The organism is Mucilaginibacter sp. PPCGB 2223 (genome assembly GCF_001705515.1).
In the GTDB taxonomy this organism is placed as follows: Bacteria; Bacteroidota; Bacteroidia; order Sphingobacteriales; family Sphingobacteriaceae; genus Mucilaginibacter.
Genome location: NZ_MDJS01000003.1, coordinates 484,326 through 508,458, shown reverse-complemented (window position 1 = coordinate 508,458; position 24,133 = coordinate 484,326). Strand labels below are relative to the sequence as shown.

11 protein-coding genes are annotated in these 24,133 nt (G+C 45.1%); 10 read left to right on the top strand and 1 reads right to left on the bottom strand.

Annotated features, from left to right (window positions below; all coding sequences use genetic code 11):
• Positions 1 to 161: 161 nt before the first annotated feature.
• The 10 genes from BEL04_RS16945 to BEL04_RS16900 all read left to right on the top strand — a co-directional run bounded on the left by BEL04_RS16945 (position 162) and on the right by BEL04_RS16900 (position 23,199).
• The gene (locus BEL04_RS16945; protein ID WP_066005970.1) at positions 162 to 2,603 is read left to right on the top strand and encodes a fasciclin domain-containing protein; all 2,442 of its coding nucleotides are present in this window, start codon (positions 162 to 164) and stop codon (positions 2,601 to 2,603) included.
• A 24-nt stretch (positions 2,604 to 2,627) separates the two neighbouring features.
• Complete coding sequence (locus BEL04_RS16940; RefSeq protein ID WP_066005969.1) at positions 2,628 to 5,903, top strand: SusC/RagA family TonB-linked outer membrane protein; 3,276 nt, start codon at positions 2,628 to 2,630, stop codon at positions 5,901 to 5,903.
• Between the two features lie 29 nt (positions 5,904 to 5,932).
• Entirely contained in the window at positions 5,933 to 7,471 is a 1,539-nt protein-coding gene (locus BEL04_RS16935) for a RagB/SusD family nutrient uptake outer membrane protein (RefSeq protein ID WP_066005968.1), read from the top strand.
• A 33-nt stretch (positions 7,472 to 7,504) separates the two neighbouring features.
• Positions 7,505 to 9,238 carry a fasciclin domain-containing protein gene (locus BEL04_RS16930; RefSeq protein WP_066005967.1) on the top strand — a complete coding sequence of 578 codons (1,734 nt, stop codon included), beginning with the start codon at positions 7,505 to 7,507 and terminating at the stop codon, positions 9,236 to 9,238.
• An 83-nt stretch (positions 9,239 to 9,321) separates the two neighbouring features.
• Entirely contained in the window at positions 9,322 to 10,833 is a 1,512-nt protein-coding gene (locus BEL04_RS16925) for a fasciclin domain-containing protein (protein ID WP_066005966.1), read from the top strand.
• Positions 10,834 to 10,850: 17 nt separating this feature from the next.
• Positions 10,851 to 14,078, top strand: a complete 3,228-nt coding sequence (locus BEL04_RS16920) for a SusC/RagA family TonB-linked outer membrane protein (RefSeq protein ID WP_066005965.1) — start codon at positions 10,851 to 10,853, stop codon at positions 14,076 to 14,078.
• 33 nt (positions 14,079 to 14,111) lie between these two features.
• Complete coding sequence (locus tag BEL04_RS16915) at positions 14,112 to 16,034, top strand: RagB/SusD family nutrient uptake outer membrane protein (protein WP_066005964.1); 1,923 nt, start codon at positions 14,112 to 14,114, stop codon at positions 16,032 to 16,034.
• 80 nt (positions 16,035 to 16,114) lie between these two features.
• Entirely contained in the window at positions 16,115 to 17,533 is a 1,419-nt protein-coding gene (locus BEL04_RS16910; RefSeq protein WP_066005963.1) for a glycoside hydrolase family 28 protein, read from the top strand.
• A 135-nt stretch (positions 17,534 to 17,668) separates the two neighbouring features.
• Complete coding sequence (locus BEL04_RS16905) at positions 17,669 to 19,411, top strand: fasciclin domain-containing protein (RefSeq protein WP_066005962.1); 1,743 nt, start codon at positions 17,669 to 17,671, stop codon at positions 19,409 to 19,411.
• Positions 19,412 to 19,497: 86 nt separating this feature from the next.
• The gene (locus BEL04_RS16900) at positions 19,498 to 23,199 is read left to right on the top strand and encodes a DUF4450 domain-containing protein (RefSeq protein WP_083227964.1); all 3,702 of its coding nucleotides are present in this window, start codon (positions 19,498 to 19,500) and stop codon (positions 23,197 to 23,199) included.
• On the opposite strand, the gene BEL04_RS16895 is transcribed toward BEL04_RS16900, so the two are convergent.
• Positions 23,200 to 23,949, bottom strand: a complete 750-nt coding sequence (locus BEL04_RS16895) for a class I SAM-dependent methyltransferase (protein WP_066005961.1) — start codon at positions 23,947 to 23,949, stop codon at positions 23,200 to 23,202.
• Positions 23,950 to 24,133: the final 184 nt, after the last annotated feature.

The following is a 24,133-nucleotide window of genomic DNA, read 5'->3' as shown; positions in this document are numbered from 1 at the left end:
TAGCACGGCAATCCTTTTCTCAGACTTTAAAGTTTCCACAAAGTTTAGTTGCAGGTTTTTTTATCGGGAAAAATAATTCCACTAAAAAAAGTCCCGCTGGTTTGTATTAAGTTATTTACCCGAGTATACACAATTATTGAAAGAATATAAACTTTTAGACCATGTATAAATCCCTAAAAAATTTATTGTGCTTATCGCTGATAGTACTTGCTTTTTCGGCATGCAGAAAAAAAGCACTTGATGATTTTTATGGCCGCCCGGCTTCGCTTGCCCAGCCATTGTACCAGGTGATGCAATCGCGCGGAAACTTCACCAATTTTTTAGCTTGTGTTGATAAGGCTGGTTACACCAATACATTGAGCACAGCCGGTTACTGGACACTGTTTGCCCCAAACGACGACGCTTTTAAAAAGTATTTTACTGCTCACAATATCAGCAGCGTTGATCAGATCGATGTGCCAACAGCCACAGCTATTGTAACGTACTCATTAGTATATAGTGGTTATACTTCATTAGCAAACGGTAACGTATCCGGCGCAACACTTGATGTTATACAGCCAGTACAAAGTGCTGTTACCACTACCGGGGGCAGCGTGTTTGTTACAAGCGGGCCTGCATTTAAAAGAAAGACTGTATACCATGAGGGTGTGTATCAGGACACCGTACCAAACTTTGCCAATTACGGTACACTGGCCGGCAAAAAGGTAAACATGATAACCAACAACCGCAACGGGGCGTACGATTATAAAGACTTTAACAACAAGTATATACCCTACTTTACTCAGTACTATTTTAATGCCTTGGGCCTGTCGGCTTATGATTATAACTATTTCTACCCTGGTTCAACTTTTACCAATAGCGAAGATAAGTTTAACGTGTTGGATGGAAATGTGGTTAATGCTAATATCGTATGCGAAAACGGCGTGATGCACGAGATTAACACAGTTCCGGTACCATTGCCAAGTCTCGAAAAATACCTATATACACACGCTAATTACAGTCATTTCTACCAGTTTATACAACGCTGGGGTAGTTTGGTAAGCTATTCTCAGGATGCAAATGCAACACATCTTAATACAGTAGCTACCGGTTCAGCCGATCCGGTATATGTACGGTTGTATTCGACCCTGCTTGCCTATAACCTGGCTAACGAAAACTTTTTAACACAGGGTGGAGGCACCCTCGACCCGCAAGGCAACGGCTGGACCATGTTTGCACCGAATAATACGGCTTTTGATGCTTACGTAAAAAATGTTCTGTTGGAGCATTATAGCTCAGTATCGGTGCTGCCGCAATCAGTCATTGCCGATTTTATTAATGCGCACCTGGCCCAATCAACCATCTGGCCAAGTAAGTTTGGCTTGTCGACCAACCTCAATTTTAATAAAGAGAATATGCGTATAGACGCGAACGCCGATGTTGTAGACAAAAGTGTTTGCAGTAACGGTTTATTTTACGGAACAAGCAAGGTGCAGGCTACCAATGTGTTCAGCACCGTTTTTGGCCGTCCATACCTTGATCCTGCTTACAGCATGATGACGCGCGAGTTGAGCTTCTTTAACTATAAGATCAACCTGGCCAACCCATCGTTTAAATTTACCATGCTGATGGTTCCCGATGTTACGCTCATGAGAATGGGTTTTGCAGTGAACCCAACTTTGCAAAGCGCCAACCCTGCGCAATCGGGTATTACTTATAACGGTTCGTCGGGCTCAACTGCTGATAACACGTTGTTGCGTGTATTGAACCTGGGTATTTACTATACACCTAACAATGAGCTTAACAACGTAGCCATAAGCGGTATATATGCAACAGCCGGCCTTGGCGGTATGGTGCCCGAGTATGTTAAATTTGCAAATAACCAGTTTATTGCTGCAGGTAACCAGGATTATGGTGGTTCGTTTGTAGTGAACCCAAGCTATGTTACTACCAGCAATGGTATTGTATACTATCCGGCAGCCAGCAATAACACTACCCTCGCGTATACATCGGTAACCAACAGTGTCGGTCAGGACATATTTAATAAAGGCCAGGTAGCTCCGGTAAATGGTGTTGGCGGCGACCCATACTATTATTTTTACAAGTTCCTGAGCGGGAGCCTGCTATGGAACGCTACGACCAAAGCTATACAGGGTATTGATGTAGGCACCGATTACACCATATTTATACCAAGTAATGCTGCTATTCTGGATGCGGTAAATAACGGCTGGTTACCTGGCACCGGCAGCGGTGCGGTTAAGACGCCAAACTTTGCGCCTACGTCAACAGCCGATGTTAACCTGGTGGTAAACTTTATAAAATATCACATTCTGAAAGGTGTACAGGTGGTGCCTGATGGCAAGAAAACAGGCTCGTTTGCGACAGAATTGTTCAACTCTGACGGTAGCGGCGTATCGCTTTCTATAAATAACCCGGCGCCAAATGCTACTACCGGCGTAACCAGCACCACCATAACCGACGGACAAGGCCGTATTGCTAATGTAGGGCAGCCGGCAACTGCAACGCTTGCCGATCACGTAGTGATCCAAACCATAGATACCTACCTGCAATACCTTGATTATACATCAGTATCGGCAGCTAACCCTAACCCAACAAAATACTAATAAACCTATCATAAACCGTTGTATATGAGAAAAATACTTACACATATATGCTGCATCGTTGCATTGTCAGTTTGCTTCGGCAAATCAGTTCGGGCGCAGGAAAAAATCCTGATCAAAGGCAAGGTAATTGATGAAAATAAACAGGGCATTATTGGTGCATCTGTTATTGAGCAGGATAATGATAAACGTACTGTAACCGGTGTAGCTACAGATATTGACGGTAACTTTGCTTTGCCGATCAAATCTGTAAACAACAAGATATCGTTTTCATATATCGGGTACAAAACTCAGATCAAGCCAATAGGTGCACAGCGTACTTTCCTGATACAATTGGTGTCGAACAATGTGATAAGTGAAGTGCAGATCACCAGCCAAAAAACAACCAACAACGGTACAGGTTTAAATATCGATGTCCGGGATCAGACAACTGCTAACGCAACCATCCAGGCCAAAGATCTGGAAGAGCTGCAGGCCACTTCAATTGATCAGGCTTTACAGGGCCGTTTGCCAGGTGTTGATATCGTAGCAAGTTCGGGCGATCCGGGCGCAGGTATGGCTATCCGTATCCGAGGTACCTCGAGTATTAATGGCGCTACCAACCCTTTAATTGTGGTCGATGGTATGCCTTACGAAACTGCCATCCCAACCGACTTTAACTTTGCAACTGCCGATGAGCAAGGCTACGCCAGTTTATTAAGTATTGCGCCGTCAGACATTAAAGATATCACCGTATTAAAGGATGCGGCAGCAACTGCTGTTTGGGGGCCCCGTGCATCGAACGGTGTATTAATTATTAATACCAAACGGGGTACTGTTAGTGCGCCGGTAGTGAGTTATACCTTTAAGGGGTCATTATTTCAGCAGCCATCGGCAATACCTATGCTGAATGGTAATCAGTATTCGGAACTGATCCCCGAAGAATATCAAAACGGTACAGGATCGCCGTTGAATACCTACACTTATCCGGAATTCCAGCACGACCCATCTAACCCATATTATTATTATAACTATGGCCAGAACACCGACTGGCTGAAAGCTATCACACGCACCGGTTACAGCTTCGATAATAACCTGTCGATAACGGGCGGCGGCGAAAAGGCGAGATATTTTGCTTCGGTTGGCTATACCAACCAGGTAGGTACCACTTTAGGAACAGGCCTGAACCGTTTAAATGCACGTTTAAACCTGGATTATATCGTATCGACCAAAATACACTTCAGAACAGATATAGCTTATACCCATAGTGTTACCATTGGCGACTATACCGATTCGGGTAGCCCCACCATCAGGGCCGTGGCGCAGAATAAAATGCCTAACATGAGTATTTATGAGTATAACGAATACGGCCAGCAAACACCAAATTATTTTACCCCTGCATCCAATGTGCAGGGTCAGTATGTTGCAAACAATTCGTCGAGCACCTATAACCCTGTAGCACTGGCTAAATTAGGCATCAACAACAGCTATGGCGATCGTATTACCCCGCATTTTAACCTTACCTACACAATTATGCCGGAGTTGTTAACCGCAACATCGGATATCCAGTTTGATATTAATACCAACCGCCAGCGCACGTTTTTACCGGCCAGCGCCACAGGTCAGGCTTCGAGCTTAGGTACCGCCAACCGTGCTTATGAGTTTGATACCGATGCATTTGACGTATTCACCAAAACTAACCTGGTGTATACGCCGCACATAGGCGATAACCAGGATTTTCAAGGTTTATTATCTATCCAGACTGATGATACCAGGTCGGTAAACCAATCGTTAAACACCGCAAATACTGCATCCGATGTGTTGCAGGATCCATCGGCACAATCGATCTATACTTCGAGCACCACTCAGTTAGGTGTTGCTTCGGGTTTAAACGAAAGACGTACAGTGGCAGCTCTGCTGAGCGCCCAATATAAGCTGTTAGACAGGTATATCATACATGTGGATTTACGCGGCGACGGCAATTCGAGGTTCGGCCCGGGCCACCGTTACGGCCTGTTCCCATCTGCATCGGCACGTTACCGGATGTCGGGCGAGCCGTTTATGAAGAAGTTTAATTTTATTAACGACCTGAGCTTCCGAGGCAGCTACGGCGTAAGCGGTAATGCCCCAACTACCGACTATAGCTTTTATGCCAATTACCTGGGCTACAAGTACTCCTATCTTGGCCAAACCGGTGTTTATCCATCTAACATTGAACTGGATAACCTGCGTTTCGAAAAAGTTACCGGCCAAAACTTAGGTATGAACCTGATCATGTTCAACTACCGGGTAAACTTCGACCTGGAAATATACCGCAACCGTACTACAGACCTGTTCTTTAACACCAATTTGCCTGCATATAGCGGTTATAGCAGCGTAAACCTTAACGTAGGCACGCTGGATAACCAGGGCTTCGAGATCAGTTTAAATACAACACCGCTTAAATCAAGAAACTGGATCATCGATTTCGACTTTAACATTGCGCACAACGAAAACGTGATCAGGGCCCTGTCGCCTTATGTATCGGCCCAAACCGGTACCGGCCTGGCTAACGGTAATTATATACAAACGTTGCAGGTTGGTAATCCGCTGGGCTCGTTTTATGGCTATATTTATCAGGGAGTTTATTCAACCTATGCAGCAACAGTAGCTACCGACAGGAACGGGAACCCGATTAAGGACCCGAACGGTACCCCCGTACACATGCTCTTCAATTATCCGAGCGTTAGTTATCCGTTCCAGGCGGGCGATGCCAAATACGCTGATATCAATCACGATGGTGTGATTGATGCACGCGATATTGTTTACCTGGGTAATGGTAACCCCACATTTACCGGTGGTTTTGGCCCCACTATCACATTTAAAAGAAACTGGAAACTTAATGCTTTCTTTAGCTATCGCACAGGTTTCCAGTTGATCAACATGACCGAACTTAACACCACCAACCTTATCGGCTTCAATAACCAAAGTACTGCGGTATTAAGAAGATGGGAAAAACCCGGTGATGTAACCGATATACCCCGCGCTTTATATCGCCAGGGTTATAACTCTTTAGGTTCATCGCGTTATGTATCAGATGGTTCATACCTGCGCTGGACCTCCTTGACCTTGCGTTATAATATCGACCAGTTACTGGCTAAAAAATTAGGCATAAAAAGCGCTTCGGTTTACGTGACAGGCCAAAACCTGTATACCTGGACAAAATACCTGGGCCAGGATCCGGAGATATCGCCAAGGGCCGGCGACATCTACCAGTTACCTGTTGATCAGTCGACAACGCCGGCTTCAAAAACCTATACGCTGGGTTTAACAGCCAGCTTTTAAAATATTGCAAACGATAAAAATAAATAAAGATGCATAAGAAAGTTATTTATAAATCTGTTTTGGTACTCACCCTGGTACTTAGCTGCTCTTGCAATAAGTATTTAACGCTTTACCCGCAAGATGGTACCACCAGGCAGGCATATTGGCAAAACAAAGAGCAGTTGCAATCGGCTATTATCGGTATATACTCATCGCTTATTCAGGGTACCGCTTCAACTTCAAACAAAGCCAGTTCATCGCCAGAAATGGCAGAAACATTGTTTATCTGGGGCGAACTGCGGGCCGACAATGTTTCGGCAGGTAGCAATGCAACCGCCGATGAGGTGAACCTAATGAACGAGAACATTTTATCGACAAATGTTTATGCAAACTGGACCTCGTTGTACCGTACCATTAACTACTGCAATAACTTTCTGAAGTATGCGCCGGATGTTTTATCGCTCGACCCGACCTTAACAAAAGCAAAGCTCGATAGCTACATGGCCGAAGCGCTTGGCGTAAGGGCCTTAATGTATCTTTACCTGGTTAAAACCTTTGGCGATGTACCGCTGAAGCTAACCCCAACTGCTACTGATAACGACCTGGTACTGTTGGCGAAATCCCCGCAAAAAGATGTAGTAACACAAATACTTGCCGATTTGAAAACTGCCGAGGGAACCGCTTTACGTACCTACGGCGACCAGGCATCAGACAAAGGGCGGATTACCTTATATACTATCTACGCCATTGAAGCCGATACTTATTTGTGGACTTATGACTATGCAAATTGTATTGCAGCCTGCGATAAGATTATCGGTTCGAATAATTTTGGTCTAATATCGGGCAATTCGAGTTTTTTCAATACCATGTACGCTAATGGTAACTGTAACGAGAGCATTTTTGAGTTCCAGTACGATGGATCGACCACACAGGTAAATCCTTTTTATGGCCTTACAGGCGGTGCTCCGGCGGCGCAGCTAATAGCACAGGCCAACGTAATAGGTGGTTTGTTCCCTGTTGATCCGAATGATGATAAAAACGTCGACATTCGTTCATCAATAGCTGTAAACAGCGGCTTACAGGCCATCTGGAAATATGTAGGTACACCTAACTCGAGCGCACAGCTAACAACAACAACCTCATACCGGCACTGGATAGTGTATCGCTATGCCGAGATATTATTTATGAAAGCCGAAGCCTGTGCATGGATAGGGGGCAGGGGTACCGAGGCGTTGCAGATCGTGTTGCAGATCAAGGCCAGGGCGAACAGTATTTATGTTCAGGGCCTATCCCTCGATTATCCCACCGATCCGACAGATGCCCTGGCTGTAACCAATTATATCTTAGATGAAAAAAACCGCGAGTTTATTTATGAAGGCAAAAGATGGTATGATTTATTGAGGAATGCTAAGCGTAACTTCCCGAACAATATCAGCATACTGACCAATGCCCTGGCATTAGTATTACAGCCCGCATTCCAGCAAACTACACTGGCTAAATTCAGGGATGTTAATGCGTTATATATGCCAATACCAAATTCGGATATTTTGCTTGATCCTAATCTGGTTCAGAATCCATTTTATAAATAAATTATTACAGTATAGGGTATTAATAACTTAATTATGAAGAAGAGTTTAACAAAAAGCAGTTTAATATGGGTTATAGCCCTAAGCTGCGCTATTACAGCTTTTTTCCCGGGTTGTAAAAAAACGGAGTACCCGCTCGTTCCGATTAACCAAACACTTAACATAACCAGTTACCTGGAAGCTAACCCTTCGCAGTTCTCGTTGTTCGACCAGATACTTCAGCGTACCGGATACGATGGTTTTTTAAATGCATATGGTGCCTATACCGTATTTGCCCCCAATAATGATGCGGTGAACCTGTATTTAAAAAGCCGTGGTAAAACATCCGTTAATGATATCAACGTAGATACACTGAAGGACCTGGTTCGTTTTCATGTCATCTTAGGCGATACCATAACTTCGACCTACTTTGTTGATGGCAAGCTGCGCTCTCCTACGTTTTTGGGGCAGTACCTTACCAGCTCGGTAATTAACGACGGCAGCACATCAAGCTACTACATTAACAAGCAGGCCAAAGTGCTGCAAACCAATATTATTCTGGGTAACGGTATTATGCATGTTATTGACCACGTACTAAGCCCTGCCACACAAACCCTGGCCCAGGTCATCGATGCCAACCCTAAATACAAGATATTTTCGGCAGCATTAAAGGCGACAGGTTTTTACGATACGATAAACGTTGCGGCTAATGTAAATACTAATAAAGCACGCAACTATTTTACCGTGTTTGCACAAACAGATTCGGTTTATGCAACCATGGGTATCACCACACTGGCACAGTTACAGGCAAAATACGCAACTACCACCAATTCGCTGCGTAACCCGGCAGATGGCTTTTACCTGTACATGTCGTACCACATTATGCCCGAAAACTCGTACCTGACGGATATCCTGAGCAAGCCATCGCACGCTACCTTATCGCCAAATCAGGACGTGATAACCGATGTTTTGCAGGTGCAGAATATCCAACTGGATTACGATCTGATCAACGGTGTACAATATCCGGGCGTATCGGTCGACAGGCCAAACAGTAACGTCCCATCAACCAATGGGGTATTGCACAGAATATTAGGCGACCTGTATATCAAAATTTTCCCTCCAACCAGGGTTGACTGGGATCTGGCCGACCAGCCGGAGTTCCGTAAACTGACCTCGGTATTCCGCAGGGCAGGGCAGTCAAGTACAGCGCTGACCAGTCCGCTTACTAACATGAGCTGGAATAACTCGGCCGGTACGGTACAATATATCTGTCAATCAACCACATCGGGTACTTACTACTGGTGGAATGACTGCATATCGTTGTCGTCGTGGAGGTCGACACCTACGTCACAGATCAACGATATGACCTTTACCACCCCAACTATCATCAAAGGCAAATACAAGATATGGTTCATGTATCAGCGTGGATCTGCAAACTCAGGTGTGCAGTTCTTCTTTGATGGCGCACCGATGCAAAATGTTATCCCGAACCTGAACACGGCATATTATGCTACCCCGGCCGATTCGGGACCGGTAATGGAATCGAAGGGCTTTAAGCGTTACACTGAGGCACCATCTTCGTTAACATTCAATAATATCTATAACACTAATATCGGCTTCCTGGCTGGTGTGGTTACAGTACCCACTACAGATCACCACACCTTCAAGATCGTAGCTATTGGCAGTGCTGTGGCCGCTGTACAGGTATTTGATATGGTACAGTTTATACCGTATGACCAGGATCAGGAAAGCCCGAGATATTTCAGGAGAGACGGTAGCATAGGTAACTAATAAATTAAACTAACAGCAGGCTTTACCAAATAACTCCCCGGTAAAGCCTGAGTAAAGCAGTATTTAATAAATATAATATGGTAATGAAAGCCAAATCAACTAAATATCTCATTGTGCTTATGCTGGTGGCCGGAATTTTTGCAGCTTGCAAAAAACAGTGGGACCAACATGATCAGATTACGGATCCGTCATTGACTGTTAATTTGCTCCAGCAAATTAACAGTAATGCCGATTTATCAACCTTCAGCCAGTATTTAGCTAAAAGCGGCTATGATAAAGTTTTGGCATCCTCAAAGCAATTTACTGTTTGGGCGCCCAACAATGCGGCTATGAAGAATGTTGATCCGACAATCTTAACCGATTCGGCCCGCTTAAGCCAGTTTGTAAGCAACCACATATCTTACCAATTATATACTACTAACATCCCCCAGCCAACTTTGCGCGTTAAGATGCTTAATGGTAAAAATGAAACCTTTACCAAAACGAGCATAGAGCAGGCAAGTATTGTGCAAGGCGATCTGTATGCTTCGAATGGCGTTTTTCATATCATTAACCGGGCAATAACGGTAAAGCTGAATATATGGGATTACGTAACAAATACCGGGGCAGCAAACGGTAAAGGTATTACAACCGATGCTCTTGCCGAGCGGGCTTATCTTGTATCGCAGAATTATTCATATCAGGATACTTCATTGGCTACCGTCATATCTATCGACCCGCTCACCGGGAAGCCAATACTGAAACCGGGTACAGGTATTGTTAACAAAAACCATTATAAGGATAATGCAGCCGACCTGTCGAACGAAGACAACCAGTACACCTTCTTTGTATTGGCCGATGCCGGTTTAAATACACAAATTAATGCCGAGAATAAATATTTTGCCACCAGCAGTGCCGACAGTACTTACAAATTCACTGCTTTTAATGTACTGAAGGATCTTGCAGTTCCGGGAGTTTATTCGAAGAACGGTGAACCGGGTACCATTGCTATGCCCGACACCATCGTATCGCCACTGGGTGTAAAGGTGCCTGTTAATATGGCCGATACCATACGCTCGTATAACGCGAGCAATGGTCGGGTATACATTATGAAAAATATCAACTTCAGATTGGTTGATAAGATTACTCCAATAAAAATTGAGGGAGAAAGCGATCCGCCCGTGGGTACTCCCGGCAGTTGGTTTGGTCGTTCCGACAGGGGATCAAACACCTACTACCGCATAAAAAATGATCCGAATGGCGTACAATTTAAAGATATCTATGTTGAAGGCAATGGCACGCAAACGTTAACTGCATTATTCTACGCCGGTTATCCGATTCAGAATATGTATAGCGGCACCTATAAAGTTTATATACGTGCTATTAACGATACCAAAACGCTCTATAGCCAGCAAATCAATTTTGGTGCACCTAATGCGAATTCATTGCCATACACAACGGTATCGTTGAATAACTATGCCGAGGTATACCTGGGTACATATACTGTAAACAAGTACGGATACAATTCTATGTTTCTGGTCAATGCCAACAGTACAACCAGCGGTGCGAATAGTATGACGATGGATTATGTTAAACTGGTTCCTATTTTACAATAACGATATAAAACTAAACCATGCATAATTTTACTAAATCATTTAAAGCAATATCCTTTACGGGGGCCTTTTTACTGGCGTCGGTTGCGGGTTTTGCACAGCAAAGTGATACATCGGCAGCAAAGAAGACCGATACCACTGTTGTTGTAAAAAATAAAAGCAAAAGCGGTATTTATGCTACCGGAACGATACTGGACGCGGCTACGGGCAAACCGCTGTCGGGTATAAATGTCAGCGTTTTCGAGTATTCGGCAGCGATAACCGATGATAAAGGTTCGTTTTCTATCGAAGTGCCATCGTACCTGGACGTATTGTTGATCTCCGCGCAAGGCTATCAGACTAAGGAAGTGCCGCTGAAGGGACGTAAAAGTGTTTCGGCTTTGTTATACGAAGATGGCTACACCTCGGTATATAATGTAGCAAAACTACCTTTTGGTTCGCAGGCATTAAATACGGTATCAAATGCTGTAACAACTATTAATGTTCAGGGTGCATGGGAAACCAGCAACGAAACGCCCGATACCTATTTGCAGGGTAAAGTTGTCGGGTTAAACGCAATCAGGAGATCGGGTACGCCGTTAGAAGGTGCCGATTTATTTTTGCGTGGATACTCGTCATTATACGCTACCAACAAACCGCTTATTGTTGTGGATGGCATGATATACGATAACGCACACTATGGCAATTCGCTTGTTGGCGGGCATTTCAACAATCCGCTGTCGCATATTGCGATGAATGATATTGATAATATCACCGTAATTAAAGACGGAACTTCAATGTATGGTACAAAAGGCGCAAACGGGGTGGTTTTAATCAGTACCGGCCACACTAACGATCTGGCTACAAAAATCGACTTTGGTGCATACAGTGGTTATAATTTTAAGCCGACCAACATTCCGGTAATGCAGGCTGGCGATTTTAGGGTTTACCTGAGCGAAATGCTTAAATCGAGCGGATTGACCGATGCACAGATTCAGGCCAAACCTTACATGAACGATAATGTAAATAGCGGAACTTACTATGCATATCACAATAATACCAACTGGCAAAACCAGGTATTTCATAACAGTTTTAACCAGGATTATTATTTAAGGGTTTCGGGTGGTGATAATATTGCTAAATACACCCTCTCTATGGGTTATGGCAACAATGGCTCAATAACCGACAATACCAATGTTAATAAATACAATACGCGCTTTAATGCCGACCTGCGTTTAACGCCTAAGCTAAGCCTCGACGCTAACCTTTCGTTCGATTACAATGAACAGAATATGTTCAACCAGGGGGTGTCGCCAAAAACCAATCCAATATTTTTAGCACAGGTAAAATCACCGTTCCTGCGTTTGCACCAGGTAAATGCCGCGGGTGCAGAGTCGCCTAACCTTGAGGGTCTCGATATTTTTGCAGTAGGTAACCCGGTTACCATTATTGATACCGCAAAAGAAGTTGCCAAAAGCTACAGGTTTGCAGGCTCGGTGAACTTTAAATATCAGTTTAATAAGTATATTAATTTACAAACTTTGCTCGGCGTAACGTACGATAAAGTTCGCGAAAGCTACTTTGTGCCACGTTCGGGTACGCAACCCGATACTTTGGGTAACCCCTACATTATCGGCAGTACCAATGCTATTGCCTATAGCAGGTTAGGCAGCCAGGTGCAAAGGTTGTATAGTTTAACCGAAGACACACATTTAAATTACGATAGGGTGTTTGGCCGTATTCACCACGTAGTGGTTAATATCGGATCCAGGCTGATCAGCGGCGAAAGCCAGGATGATTATGCAAGAAGCTATAACTCGCCCACCGATCAGTTTTTAAGTGTTGGAACGGGCAACACAGGTATAAGCACCGGCGGCGAACTTGGCGACTGGCTGTGGTGGAATAATTACCTGGGAGTAGATTACTCATTGAAGAATAAATATTTTCTGTCGTACAATATGGGTATCGACGCGTCATCACGCTTCGGCTCGCAGATACCTGGCGCGTTATCGATAGGAGGGTTGGATTATGCCGTATTGCCATCCGTTTCGGCAGGCTGGCTGATCTCATCAGAACCTTTTATGGCCAACATTAACTTTATTACTTTACTTAAACTAAGGGCGAGTTTTGGCCTGAGCGGTAACGATGATATTGGTAATTATGCAGCAAGGCAATATTATGTATCTCAAAACTTCTTATCGGCCGAAGGCCTGGTTAGGGGCAATATAGGTAACCCGCAATTACAATGGGAAACTGTTAAGAAAGCAAACATCGGTTTAGATGTATCGCTGCTTAAAGAGCGTTTGGGCTTAAGTTTCGATATTTATCAAAACACAACCTCGCACATGTTGATTAACGAACCGGCTTACGCTGCTTCGGGCTTTACTTATGTTGTTGCGAATGATGGTGGCATGCAGACCCAGGGCATCGAGCTATCGGCAAACGGCCGTATCATCAATGGTACCAAATGGAAATGGGACGCTGGTTTCAATATTTCTAAATATCGTAACAAAGTTACCCAGATACCGAATGGCAGCATGACGACCAGCTATGCCGGCGCTACTGTATTAACCCAGGTAGGTTCGCCTGCTAATCTCTTCTACGGTTATAAAACTAACGGCGTTTATCGCACAGATGATGAGGCAGCAAGCTCGGGTATAAAAGAGGCGCAGGCGAATGGCAACCTGCTGCAACCCCACGGCGGCGATGTAAGGTTTGTTGATGTGAACCATGATGGTGTGATAGACTCGAAAGATGCCCAGGTTATCGGCAACCCTAACCCCGACTTTACCGGAGCAATCAGTTCGACACTGACCTACAAAAGAATATCATTGAGCGCTTTATTTACCTTTAGTAAAGGCAATCAGATATTTAACTATGTAAGGCAGCAGCTTGAAGCCGAAAGCGGTTTCCAGAACCAAACCTTGGCCGTATTGAACAGATGGAGAGTTAACGGCCAGGTTACAGATGTGCCCAAGGCAACTTATGGCGACCCTATTGCAAACTCGCGTTTTTCGGATCGTTGGATAGAGGACGGTTCGTACCTGCGACTGAGAACCCTATCGGTAGTTTACAATGTGCCGATCAAACAAAGGGCATTAAAATCGATAAAAATATATGCAACCGGCAATAACCTGTTTACCCTGACCAAGTACCTGGGGTACGATCCGGAATTTAGCGCCACCGAGAGTGTTTTTACACAAGGTATTGATACCGGTTTGGAACCTCTGTTTAAGTCGGTGCAACTGGGCGTGCGTATAGGCTTATAATTTTTTGAATACTATTTTAATTTACATAAAGTGATGAGAAATAATTTAACAGGCAAAGTAAGTGTAATGCTGGCAACGGCAGGCTTATGCGTATTGTTTTCGTGTAAAAAGACATTTGATCTGCAACCAAAATCGGTAGTTGATGTGAGCAATAACTACCGTAACGTAACCGATGCAAACGCGGCCGTATTAGGTGTTTACGGTAAGTTTATCGGCCTTGCGGAGCAGTATGTAGTATTAAATGAGCTCAGGGCCGACTTGATGGATGTTACACCGAATGCTGATAAATACCTGAAAGAAATAAGCCAGCACCATGTAACTATTGGCAACCCATGGGCCGATCCGCGTCCGTTCTACGCAGTTATTAACGACTGTAACGACGTTTTAGCCAATTTAAATATTATGCTGGCTGCTAATCGCATCACTCCGGCCGACTATTCATACCGTTACTCGGATGTCGGTGCATTGCGCTCGTTTTTATACCTGCAATTAGGTATCCATTTTGGATCGGTGCCTTACGTTACCGACCCTATTGCTAATATCAACGACCTGAAAGATGCAAGCAAGTACCCCAAACTGGCATTTAAAGATCTGCTTGCAAACCTGATCAGTTTTGTATCGACTTTACCGTGGCAGCAACCTTACCCAAGCGTTATTTCACTGATCAACGGATCGACAACCACCACGCCTGCAACGCCGGCTACCATCGGTGGGTTTAATTTTACCAATTACTTTATCAGTAAATATGTTTTATTGGGCGACCTTTATCTGTGGCATGCAGCTTACGATCCGGGTGATTATGTAAAGGCTGCCAAGGCCTATAAATCGCAGTTAACGGCCCCTTCGAATATACCAGGCGTGTTAACTGGTAATAACGCTGTATACCAGTTTTGGACCGAGCCTTATGCCGATGTGGTAACCCACAAAGATTTTGCAGTAGGCTATACCCGCTATCGCGATCAGGATATCAACTCGCTGGTAAGCAGTAACTCGTTAGGCTGGAGGTCGATGTTTGGAAGGCCGATGTATCCAACTTACGACCAGTTTTTAGATACGCAATGGATATGGCAGATCAACTTTCCGCAAAATACATTACCGGTTGACCCATTTGTCGACTTGTTTTCATCAGCAGGCGGACGTTACCTGGTGCAGCCCTCGCAGACAGCAATCAATAACTGGAACTCGCAGGTGCAAAGTATACAAACCAGTTCGGGCTTTACCACCACTTTTTACCAGGATGCACGCGGAAGGTTATCCTATTCTGATCCTACCAATAGCTATAGCATCTTTAATAATCAAAACGAGATCGAGAAATACTTGTATACCTACGAAGATCCGACGGTAGCGCAATCCAACAAATACGGCCGCTGGTTTTTATTCAGGGCGGCAGCTTTACATCTTCGCTTTGCCGAGGCTGCAAACCGCGACGGGCGTACCCGCCTGGCTTATGCTTTATTAAATACTGGTATAGTAAATGTGTTTAACCCATATAACTATTCGCTTACACCAACTAACTACGGTAATGGCCCGTCTTTGCCGCCGACTACTGCATTGGGCACTATTCCGGGAGGCGATGTAACCAATATTGAGCAAACTTTTGATACCCCTCCTTACGATTTCGATGCCCGTAACGGCGCAACGCCTTATTACAGAGGGGTATATTATCAGCAGGTTGGTCCGCGTTCGGTTGCTAATCTGGTATCATATCCTATCAGTTATGCCGATCCTGCCAATATGCAGACGCTTGAAGATGCCCTGATATTGGAGGACGGCCTTGAGCTGGCCTATGAGGGTTACCGTTGGCCGGATCTTTTACGTATTGCGATCCGCAGGAACGATCCCACTTTCTTATCGAACAAGATATACGATAAATTAAGTAAAGACGGGTACGCCGGTGCAGGTACTGCTCAGGCCAAACTGGCGGGTGGTGATTATTACCTGCCGTTTAACTGGTAGAAGATAATAAGCAGTAAAAAAAGCCATTCAAAAACGCGAATGGCTTTTTTTACGTTTGTATCCGGATATAATAAATTGCCATGAAGAAAAAGACCCTTTTTTACTTTGTATTGATGTTGTGGTTTGGTAGTAGCCCAGTCGCGAAGGCTTTCGACCCCGAGCCCGAATGGGCAAGATTGGCAGGCGCACACGATGCCCCTTATAAAAAGACGGTTTTCAAAGTATCGGATTATGGAGCGGTTAACGATGGCACTACGCTCAATACCAAAGCTATACAAAAGGCTATCGATGCCTGCTCATCAAAAGGTGGGGGAATAGTGATTTTTGATACGGGAAAATATTTAACCGGTTCGTTATTCTTAAAAGAGAACGTCCGTATGGACATAGGGCCCGGAGTTGAGATATTGGGTAGCCAGCGTATAGAGGACTACCCCGAGATTGATACCCGTGTGGCCGGTATCGAAATGAAGTGGCCGGCGGCACTGATCAATGTGATCAATAAAGGCAGCGTTGCCATAACAGGGCAGGGAGTTATCGATGCACAAGGTAAAATATTCAGGGATAAATACGGCAGTATAAGCAAAGAGTACGGGGCCAAAGGTTTACGGTGGGCGGCTAACTATGATGCAAAGCGCCCGCGTACTTTACTGATATCAGAGTCGACAAATGTGAGTGTGCGGGGCGTCACCTTTCAGCAAGCTGCTTATGAAACGGTACAGGTACTTTATTCGAGGTTTGTAACGATTGATGCAATAATCATACGCAACAATACCGGGGATGACAACGCAGCCGGTAGCGGGATCGATATCGATTCATCATCTTACGTATTGGTTCAAAATTGCAATGTTGATAGTAACAGCGATAATTTTTGCCTTAAAGCCGGACGAGGAGCCGACGGTTTAAAGGTGAACAGGCCAACGGAATATATAGTAATACGTAACTCGGTTATTAAAGCGGGTACAGGCTTGTTAACTATTGGCAGCGAAACATCGGGCAGCATAAGGCATATATTGGTCACCAACCTGGTAGGTAATGAGACGGATAACGGGCTTAATATCAAACCTGGTATAATTAGTGGAGGAACCATAGAAGATATCCATTTTCAGAATATTACTATGAACGGCGGAGGAACAGTCATTCAAATCAGTTTGCATCCCGATCCGGCAGATAGCGATCCTAAATTGCCGGATGGCTATCAATCAAATATACCGCCGCATTGGAAAAAGCTGCTCACCAGGGTTGAACCAGATAAGAGTTTGCCACATCTGCACGATGTATATCTGTCTGGCATTATAGCTAACGATGTGAAAAAAGCAATCGGTGCAGAAGGAATAACAGGGAGCATTTTAAACGATTTTCGCTTGGATAATTTTAACATACATACTGCTACTGCAGGCGAAGTGGGTTTTGCCGGTAACTGGATGACCGAAAAGATAAATATAACTGCCCGGGACGGGAGCAGAGTAGTTGTGAAAAACTCTGAAAGGGTAGTGCTTTAATTTGCTGTTATACAGCATGATATGGTGTTTTTTGCTGCCGAAATAGCACCAAGTTTGATATACTAAGTGTATTTATGATAATTACTTAATTGCTTACTTGTAATACCTTAAAAAAACTGATAAACTAACCAAACTATGAAAAACTTTACACAATTGGCATGCAAAAACAGGGGGCTGTTTATAACAGCATTTTGTTTTAGCATAATTGCCGGGCTGGCTGGTTGCAAAAAAATGCAATATCCGCTGGTGCCTATCAATAAAACACTTAACATAACCAGTTACCTGGAAGCTAACCCTACGCAGTTTTCGTTGTTCGATCAGATATTACAACGCACCGGCTACGATGGTTTTTTAAATGCTTACGGCTCATACACGGTGTTTGTACCTAATAATGATGCCGTGAATTTATATCTGAAAAGTAAGGGCAAAACCTCTGTCAACGATATCAATGTGGATACATTGAAAGACCTTGTCAAGTTCCATGTCATATTGGGCGACACAATTACATCAACTTATTTTGTAGATGGAAAGTTGCGCTCACCAACTTTTTTACAGCAGTATTTAAGTTCTTCGGTAGTTAATGATGGAGGTACATCAAGCTTTTTTATCAACAAGCAAGCTAAGGTGCTGCAAACCAACATTATACTTGGGAACGGTATTATGCATGTGATCGATCATGTGTTGAGCCCTGCCACACAAACCCTGGCACAGATAATCGATGCTAATCCGAAATACAAAATATTCTCGGCAGCCCTAAAGGCCACCGGATTTTACGATACGCTGAATGTGTCGGGTGTGGTAAATCCTAACAAAGCGCGAAATTATTTTACGGTCTTCGCACAAACCGACTCCGTTTATGCAGTTATGGGTATAACTACTGTAGCACAGTTACAGGCTAAGTACGCAACCAGTACAAACTCATTGCGTAACCCCACTGATGGTTTTTACCTGTACATGTCGTACCATATTGTGCCTGAGAATTCGTATCTGACTGATATATTAAGCAAGCCATCACACTCAACCCTATCGCCAAACCAGGATGTGATAACCGATGTTTTGCAGGTGCAGAACATCCAGTTGGATTATGATCTGATCAACGGTGTGCAGTATCCTGGCGTCTCCGTTGATAGGGCGAACAGTAATATCCCATCAACCAATGGTGTTTTACACCGTATCCTGGGCGACCTGTACATCAAAATCTTCCCGCCAACCCGTGTTGACTGGGACCTGGCCGATCAGCCGGAGTTCCGTAAACTCACCTCAGTATTCCGTAGGGCGGGGCAGTCGAGCAATCCGTTAACCAGCCCGATGCAAAACATGAGCTGGAACAATCCGGCCGGTGGGGTTACCTATATTTGTAACTCGACTACCTCGGGTAATTATTACTGGTGGAATGACTGCATTCAGCTCGATTCGTGGAGAAACAGCCCATCTTCACAAATAACCGATATAACCTTTACCACACCTACCATCATTAAAGGTAAATATAAAGTATGGTTTATGTATCAGCGTGGTGTATGTGTGGCCGGTGCCCAATTCTTTTTTGATGGCGCTCCACTGCAAAATGTTATTCCGAACTTTAATACCGCTAATTACCAAACGCCTGCAGATTCGGGGCCGGTGATGGAGTCGAAAGGTTTTAAACGTTATACCGAAGCACCCTATTCCCTAACTACTAATGTAGCTTATAATACTAATATCGGCTTTTTGTGCGGTGTGGTTACCGTACCTACTACTGATCACCACCAGTTCAGCATGGTTGCTATAGGAACTGCCAAGGCTGGTATTCAGGTGTTTGATATGGTACAGTTTATACCCGTTGATCAGGATCAGGAAAGCCCAAGGTATTTCAGGAGAGACGGAAGCGTAGGTAACTAAATATTACAAAAGAGTTTATATTACATTGTACAATAACCGGGCAGTATCGCCCGGTTATTGTATTTAATACCGCTCAATAATAGCAAATGGCCAGTCTGAGATCTAAGAAAAAGCATATTTTACTGACACTCTGTATTTTACTGAGATGCCTGTCTGTTGTAAATGGGCAGGAGCTTTATCCCATAAAATTAAGCGACAGTTTTTGGCACAATGAGCAGCGCGAGTTGCGTTATCATCCCGAAGGCAGCGATTTTGTAATCACCAATGGCAACCGCTTGTTTACCCGCGCTTTGTATGGCACCAATACCGCTTTTAGAGTTGAGACCGGCGACAAACCCGAGTTTGGTTTGTATATGCCCGGCATGGGCGGCAATTTAAAATTGGGTATCGCTGCCGGGGGCCAAAGCAAATGGCTTACTAATGCCCAAACTATTGTAGCCCGTTACAGACCCGGAGCCATGATCTATACCGTTACCGATCCGCTGTTGGGCAACGGCAGCCTCAATATTTACGTGCTGGCGATGGGTAACGCAGAGGGAATTGTGCTCAGGGCGCGATTTGAAGGGACGACCAGGCCGGTTAACCTGATGTTTGCATTTGGTGGTGCGAGCGGCAAAAAATTTAGCCGCGATGGCGATATGGGCGCCGATCCGCCTGATGTTTTTGATTTAAAACCCGCCTATTGTACGGGGAATATGTATACTATTGATGGTAGTAACTTTACCTTAAGATACGGGGCCGGGGTACAGGCTGGACAGGATGGGCGCTACTTTGTTGAAGATGCGAAACAAACGTCGAAGGTATCAAAAGTGCAAATGCTGCTTGGCGTTTTGCCTGCCGGAATGGTATTGAAAATTGGCGATGCAGGCAAGCTGGGTTCGCCATCGGAATTGTATAACTCTGTACCCGATAAAGCCCCGGTGCTTGGCGGAGCATTGAAAATTATCGATAATAACGACTATTATTTTGCGATACATAACCCGGCGACAAAACCGGCTATGGCTTATAGCGATCTGCCTAAAGCGTTTGAACTGGCCGAAACGGCAAGGTTGAAATTAGCCAGCCGCATAAAAATAAAAACTCCCGATCCTTACATCAACACCGTTGGCGGTGCCCTGGGCATTGCTGCCGATGCGATATGGGAGTCGCCTACTTTTTTACATGGTTCGATAGGCTGGCGCATGCGGCTTAACGGCTGGCGCGGCCCTTACGCGGGCGACGAACTGGGCTGGCACGACAGGGCAAAGACACATTTTGAAGCTTATGCCAAATCGCAACTCACCGAACCAGCCACCGGCCCGGTTGTTGCCGATTCGGCCACGCATCTGGCCCGTAGCCTCGAAAAGATAGGTGTGGGCATGTTCACCAGCGGTTATATCACCCGCAACCCCAATGGCGAGAAACCTTCGGCCCATCATTATGATATGAACATGCCTTATATCGATGAGCTGCTGAGACACTACAACTGGACGGGCGACGTCGATTTCCTGAAACAAACCTGGCCGGTGGTTAAACGCCATCTGGCGTGGGAAACCCGCAATTTTGATCCCGATCGCGACGGCCTTTATGATGCCTACGCTGCCATCTGGGCCAGCGATGCCTTGCAGTACAGCGGCGGCGGGGTGGCGCATTCATCGGCATATAATTACTACGCATTTAAACAGGCAGCTGAGATAGCTTCGGTTTTAGACGAAGACCCGAAGCCATATCGTGCGGAAGCAGAGAAAATACTGACTGCCATGAACAAGGTTTTATGGATGCAGGATAAAGGTGTTTTTGCCGAATTTAAGGATGCCCTCGGTAATCGGCTGCTGCATACACAGCCCGGGATATGGACCATCTACCACAGTATGGATTCGGAAACGATGAACCTTTTCCAGGCGTATCAAAGTGTGCGCTACATTGATAACGAGATACCGCATATCCCCGTAAGGGCGAAAGGGCTGGATGATAAGGGTTATTATACCATTTCGACCACGAACTGGATGCCTTATACCTGGTCGCTGAATGATGTGGCTTTAGGCGAATCGATGCACGCAATACTGGCTAACTACCAGGCCGGCCGCACCGACGAGGCTTTTAAACTGTTCAAGAGCGAAATACTGGCCTCGATGTATCTGGGTGGCAGTCCGGGTAATTTTGTGCAGATATCGTATTACAGCGATAGGGAGCGTTACCGCGATTTTGCCGACGGGATAGGTATGTTCTCGAGGGCTTTGGTTGAAGGGTTGTTCGGTGTTGTGCCTGATGCTTTGCATAACAGCTTCACTATACGGCCGGGATTACCGGGCGAATGGAATTATGCCTCGTTCAGTACGCCTGACATCAGCTTCGATTTTAAACGAAACGGATGGGTGGATACCTATACGCTGGTGCAAAGCTTCCCGAAAAGGCTGAACCTCAAATTTGAAACGCTTGCACAGGGGCAACCTAAAAACGCAACTGTAAACGGTAAACCGGTAGTATGGAAAAACCTGCCGCAAGCTGTCGGGAAACCGGTAATTGAAATTGATGCTCCTGCCGCCGAAAAGTATGTCATTATGATAGAATGGCAGGGCGAGAAACCGGCGTTGCCATCGGCCGAAAAAACTTATGCCATTGGCGGTGTGCTGAACGAAAATATTAAAGGAGCAACTGTAATTAGCGTATACGACCCGCAACAGGTGTTAAGCAATGTCAAAACCACCAAGGGTACCGTCACAGCAAAAATAAATAATAGTGAAGGCGAACATACTGCTTTTGTGCAATTAAGCCAGGGTGCGTTAAACTGGTGGATGCCACTGTGTTTTAAGGTTGAAGAGCCGATGACGATAATACCGGCCAACGGACCTAAGGAAAACAATGATGCTTTCAGGTTACGCAATAATACCGATGCAGAACTACAGGTTACAGTTGATGTGAATGGTTTTACCCCTACTGTAAATATCCCGCAAGGCAAAACATCAGATCTGATAATCATTCCTAAAGGTAAACTGGTAACCGGGACCAACGCGGTAAATATCACTCTGCCGGACGGTAAAACGGAAACCGGGGCTATTGCTGACTGGGATGTTACAACGCATGGCAAACTGGAGAATATTGACCTGTCCGCATTCTTTAACGATAAGGTTACCCAGATATTTAAGAACAGGTATTTAAGCCCGAGGCCACAGGCGACTACCTTGCAGCTACCGTGGCAGGGCGTGGGCGAGTGGACTGGTTATAACGAAACACATGTGATTGATGATAGCGGGTTACGAAAACTTGCCGGGGATAAAAACGTGATTACGTTACCGCAAGGTATCACCTTCGCCACGCCGGGAACCACCACGGCAAACAATATTATGTTCACCTCGCAATGGGATAATTACCCGCACGAAAAATCAATACCACTGCAAGACAAGGCCAGCCACGCCTGGTTTTTGATGGCGGGATCGACCAACCCGATGCAGAGCCAGATGGAAAACGGCGCTTTAGTGGTTAACTATACCGACGGCACCCGGGATATACTGCAACTGCGCAACCCCGAAACCTGGTGGCCGATAGAGAAAGATTATTATGACGACGGATTTGCATTCTCGTTGAAGCAGGTGCGGCCTATACGTATTCACCTTAAAACCGGGGAGATATTTTCTGCCGAACAATCGAAAGCCCGGTTTAATGGTAAGATACAGTATATCGACGGCGGTGCCGCAACGGTGCTGGATATGCCGTTAAATCCATCGAAAACCTTAAAAAGTATCACCCTGAAAACCATTGCCAACGATGTGGTGATAGGCTTAATGAGCATAACGCTGGCACGCGAATAACTACTTGTGTACTAGCAGGATATCCAGCGCCGGAAAAGTAGTTAAATAATCGGCCGGGTGCATTCTGGTTTCGAGGCCAAGTTCATCAAAGGTTTTTTTATACTCCTTCATGTGCCTGAAATCGGATATCACGGCAACGCCACCGGGTTTTAAAACGCGGGCAATTTCGAGGCAGGCTTTTTTGCGGCCTTCTTTATTATAAATATTGTGGATGACCTGGTTGGTGAGTATCACATCGAACGAATTATCTGCGAAGCTCATATTCATTGCATTCTCGTTTAATATCTCGGTCTTTGCGTAAACGCCTTCGGCAATGATGTTGTTCATGGCATGTTGTACGTTGTTGCCGCTCAGGTCCTCAGCATTCCAAATGTCGATTCCTGTAGCTTTGCCGGTGGTCAACTTTTTTGCCGCGCCTATCATCAACAAACCCCGACCGGTACCCACATCCAAAACCTGCTCGTCGCCCGCCCATTCGCCCGCAAGGCGCAGCATACGGTCGCGGTGTTTAAATTTACCAAACAGGGAATACAGTAACATGAGCACGCCGCCCAGCGCACAGCCACCGGCACTCCAGTACAAACCATGGGTATCAATGTCCACATTGCCTATTTTAACCAGCGGAAAGAAAATCGGGATCGCCGCAAAAGCAATTCCACCAAAAAATAGGTTACGGATCACGCCGGGGGCATCAATACCATATTTTGCTTTAAATTGTGGCTCAGTGGGTTGTGTGGTGGGTTGGTGCATCGCTATTTTTGAAATGGTGAATATAGGCAATTTTTTAACCCAAAAGCAGGACACCACAGGTTGCCCATCAAAAATAGAAGTACTAAAATAGTTGAATATTTAGCAGGCCCCGCGCTGCTGCCAACAAACCAATTATAAATTATGCCCTGTAAAAAACCTGTATCAGATCGTTTTAGCACTTTTT

Excerpts from the sequence above, each read along its gene's own strand:
- BEL04_RS16910 (WP_066005963.1), top strand. The coding sequence starts at position 16,115 with ATGAAGAAAAAGACCCTTTTTTACTTTGTATTGATGTTGTGGTTTGGT.
- BEL04_RS16915 (WP_066005964.1), top strand. The coding sequence starts at position 14,112 with ATGAGAAATAATTTAACAGGCAAAGTAAGTGTAATGCTGGCAACGGCA.
- BEL04_RS16905 (WP_066005962.1), top strand. The coding sequence starts at position 17,669 with ATGAAAAACTTTACACAATTGGCATGCAAAAACAGGGGGCTGTTTATA.
- BEL04_RS16930 (WP_066005967.1), top strand. The coding sequence starts at position 7,505 with ATGAAGAAGAGTTTAACAAAAAGCAGTTTAATATGGGTTATAGCCCTA.
- BEL04_RS16900 (WP_083227964.1), top strand. The coding sequence starts at position 19,498 with ATGGCCAGTCTGAGATCTAAGAAAAAGCATATTTTACTGACACTCTGT.
- BEL04_RS16925 (WP_066005966.1), top strand. The coding sequence starts at position 9,322 with ATGAAAGCCAAATCAACTAAATATCTCATTGTGCTTATGCTGGTGGCC.
- BEL04_RS16895 (WP_066005961.1), bottom strand. The coding sequence starts at position 23,949 with ATGCACCAACCCACCACACAACCCACTGAGCCACAATTTAAAGCAAAA.
- BEL04_RS16935 (WP_066005968.1), top strand. The coding sequence starts at position 5,933 with ATGCATAAGAAAGTTATTTATAAATCTGTTTTGGTACTCACCCTGGTA.
- BEL04_RS16920 (WP_066005965.1), top strand. The coding sequence starts at position 10,851 with ATGCATAATTTTACTAAATCATTTAAAGCAATATCCTTTACGGGGGCC.
- BEL04_RS16945 (WP_066005970.1), top strand. The coding sequence starts at position 162 with ATGTATAAATCCCTAAAAAATTTATTGTGCTTATCGCTGATAGTACTT.
- BEL04_RS16940 (WP_066005969.1), top strand. The coding sequence starts at position 2,628 with ATGAGAAAAATACTTACACATATATGCTGCATCGTTGCATTGTCAGTT.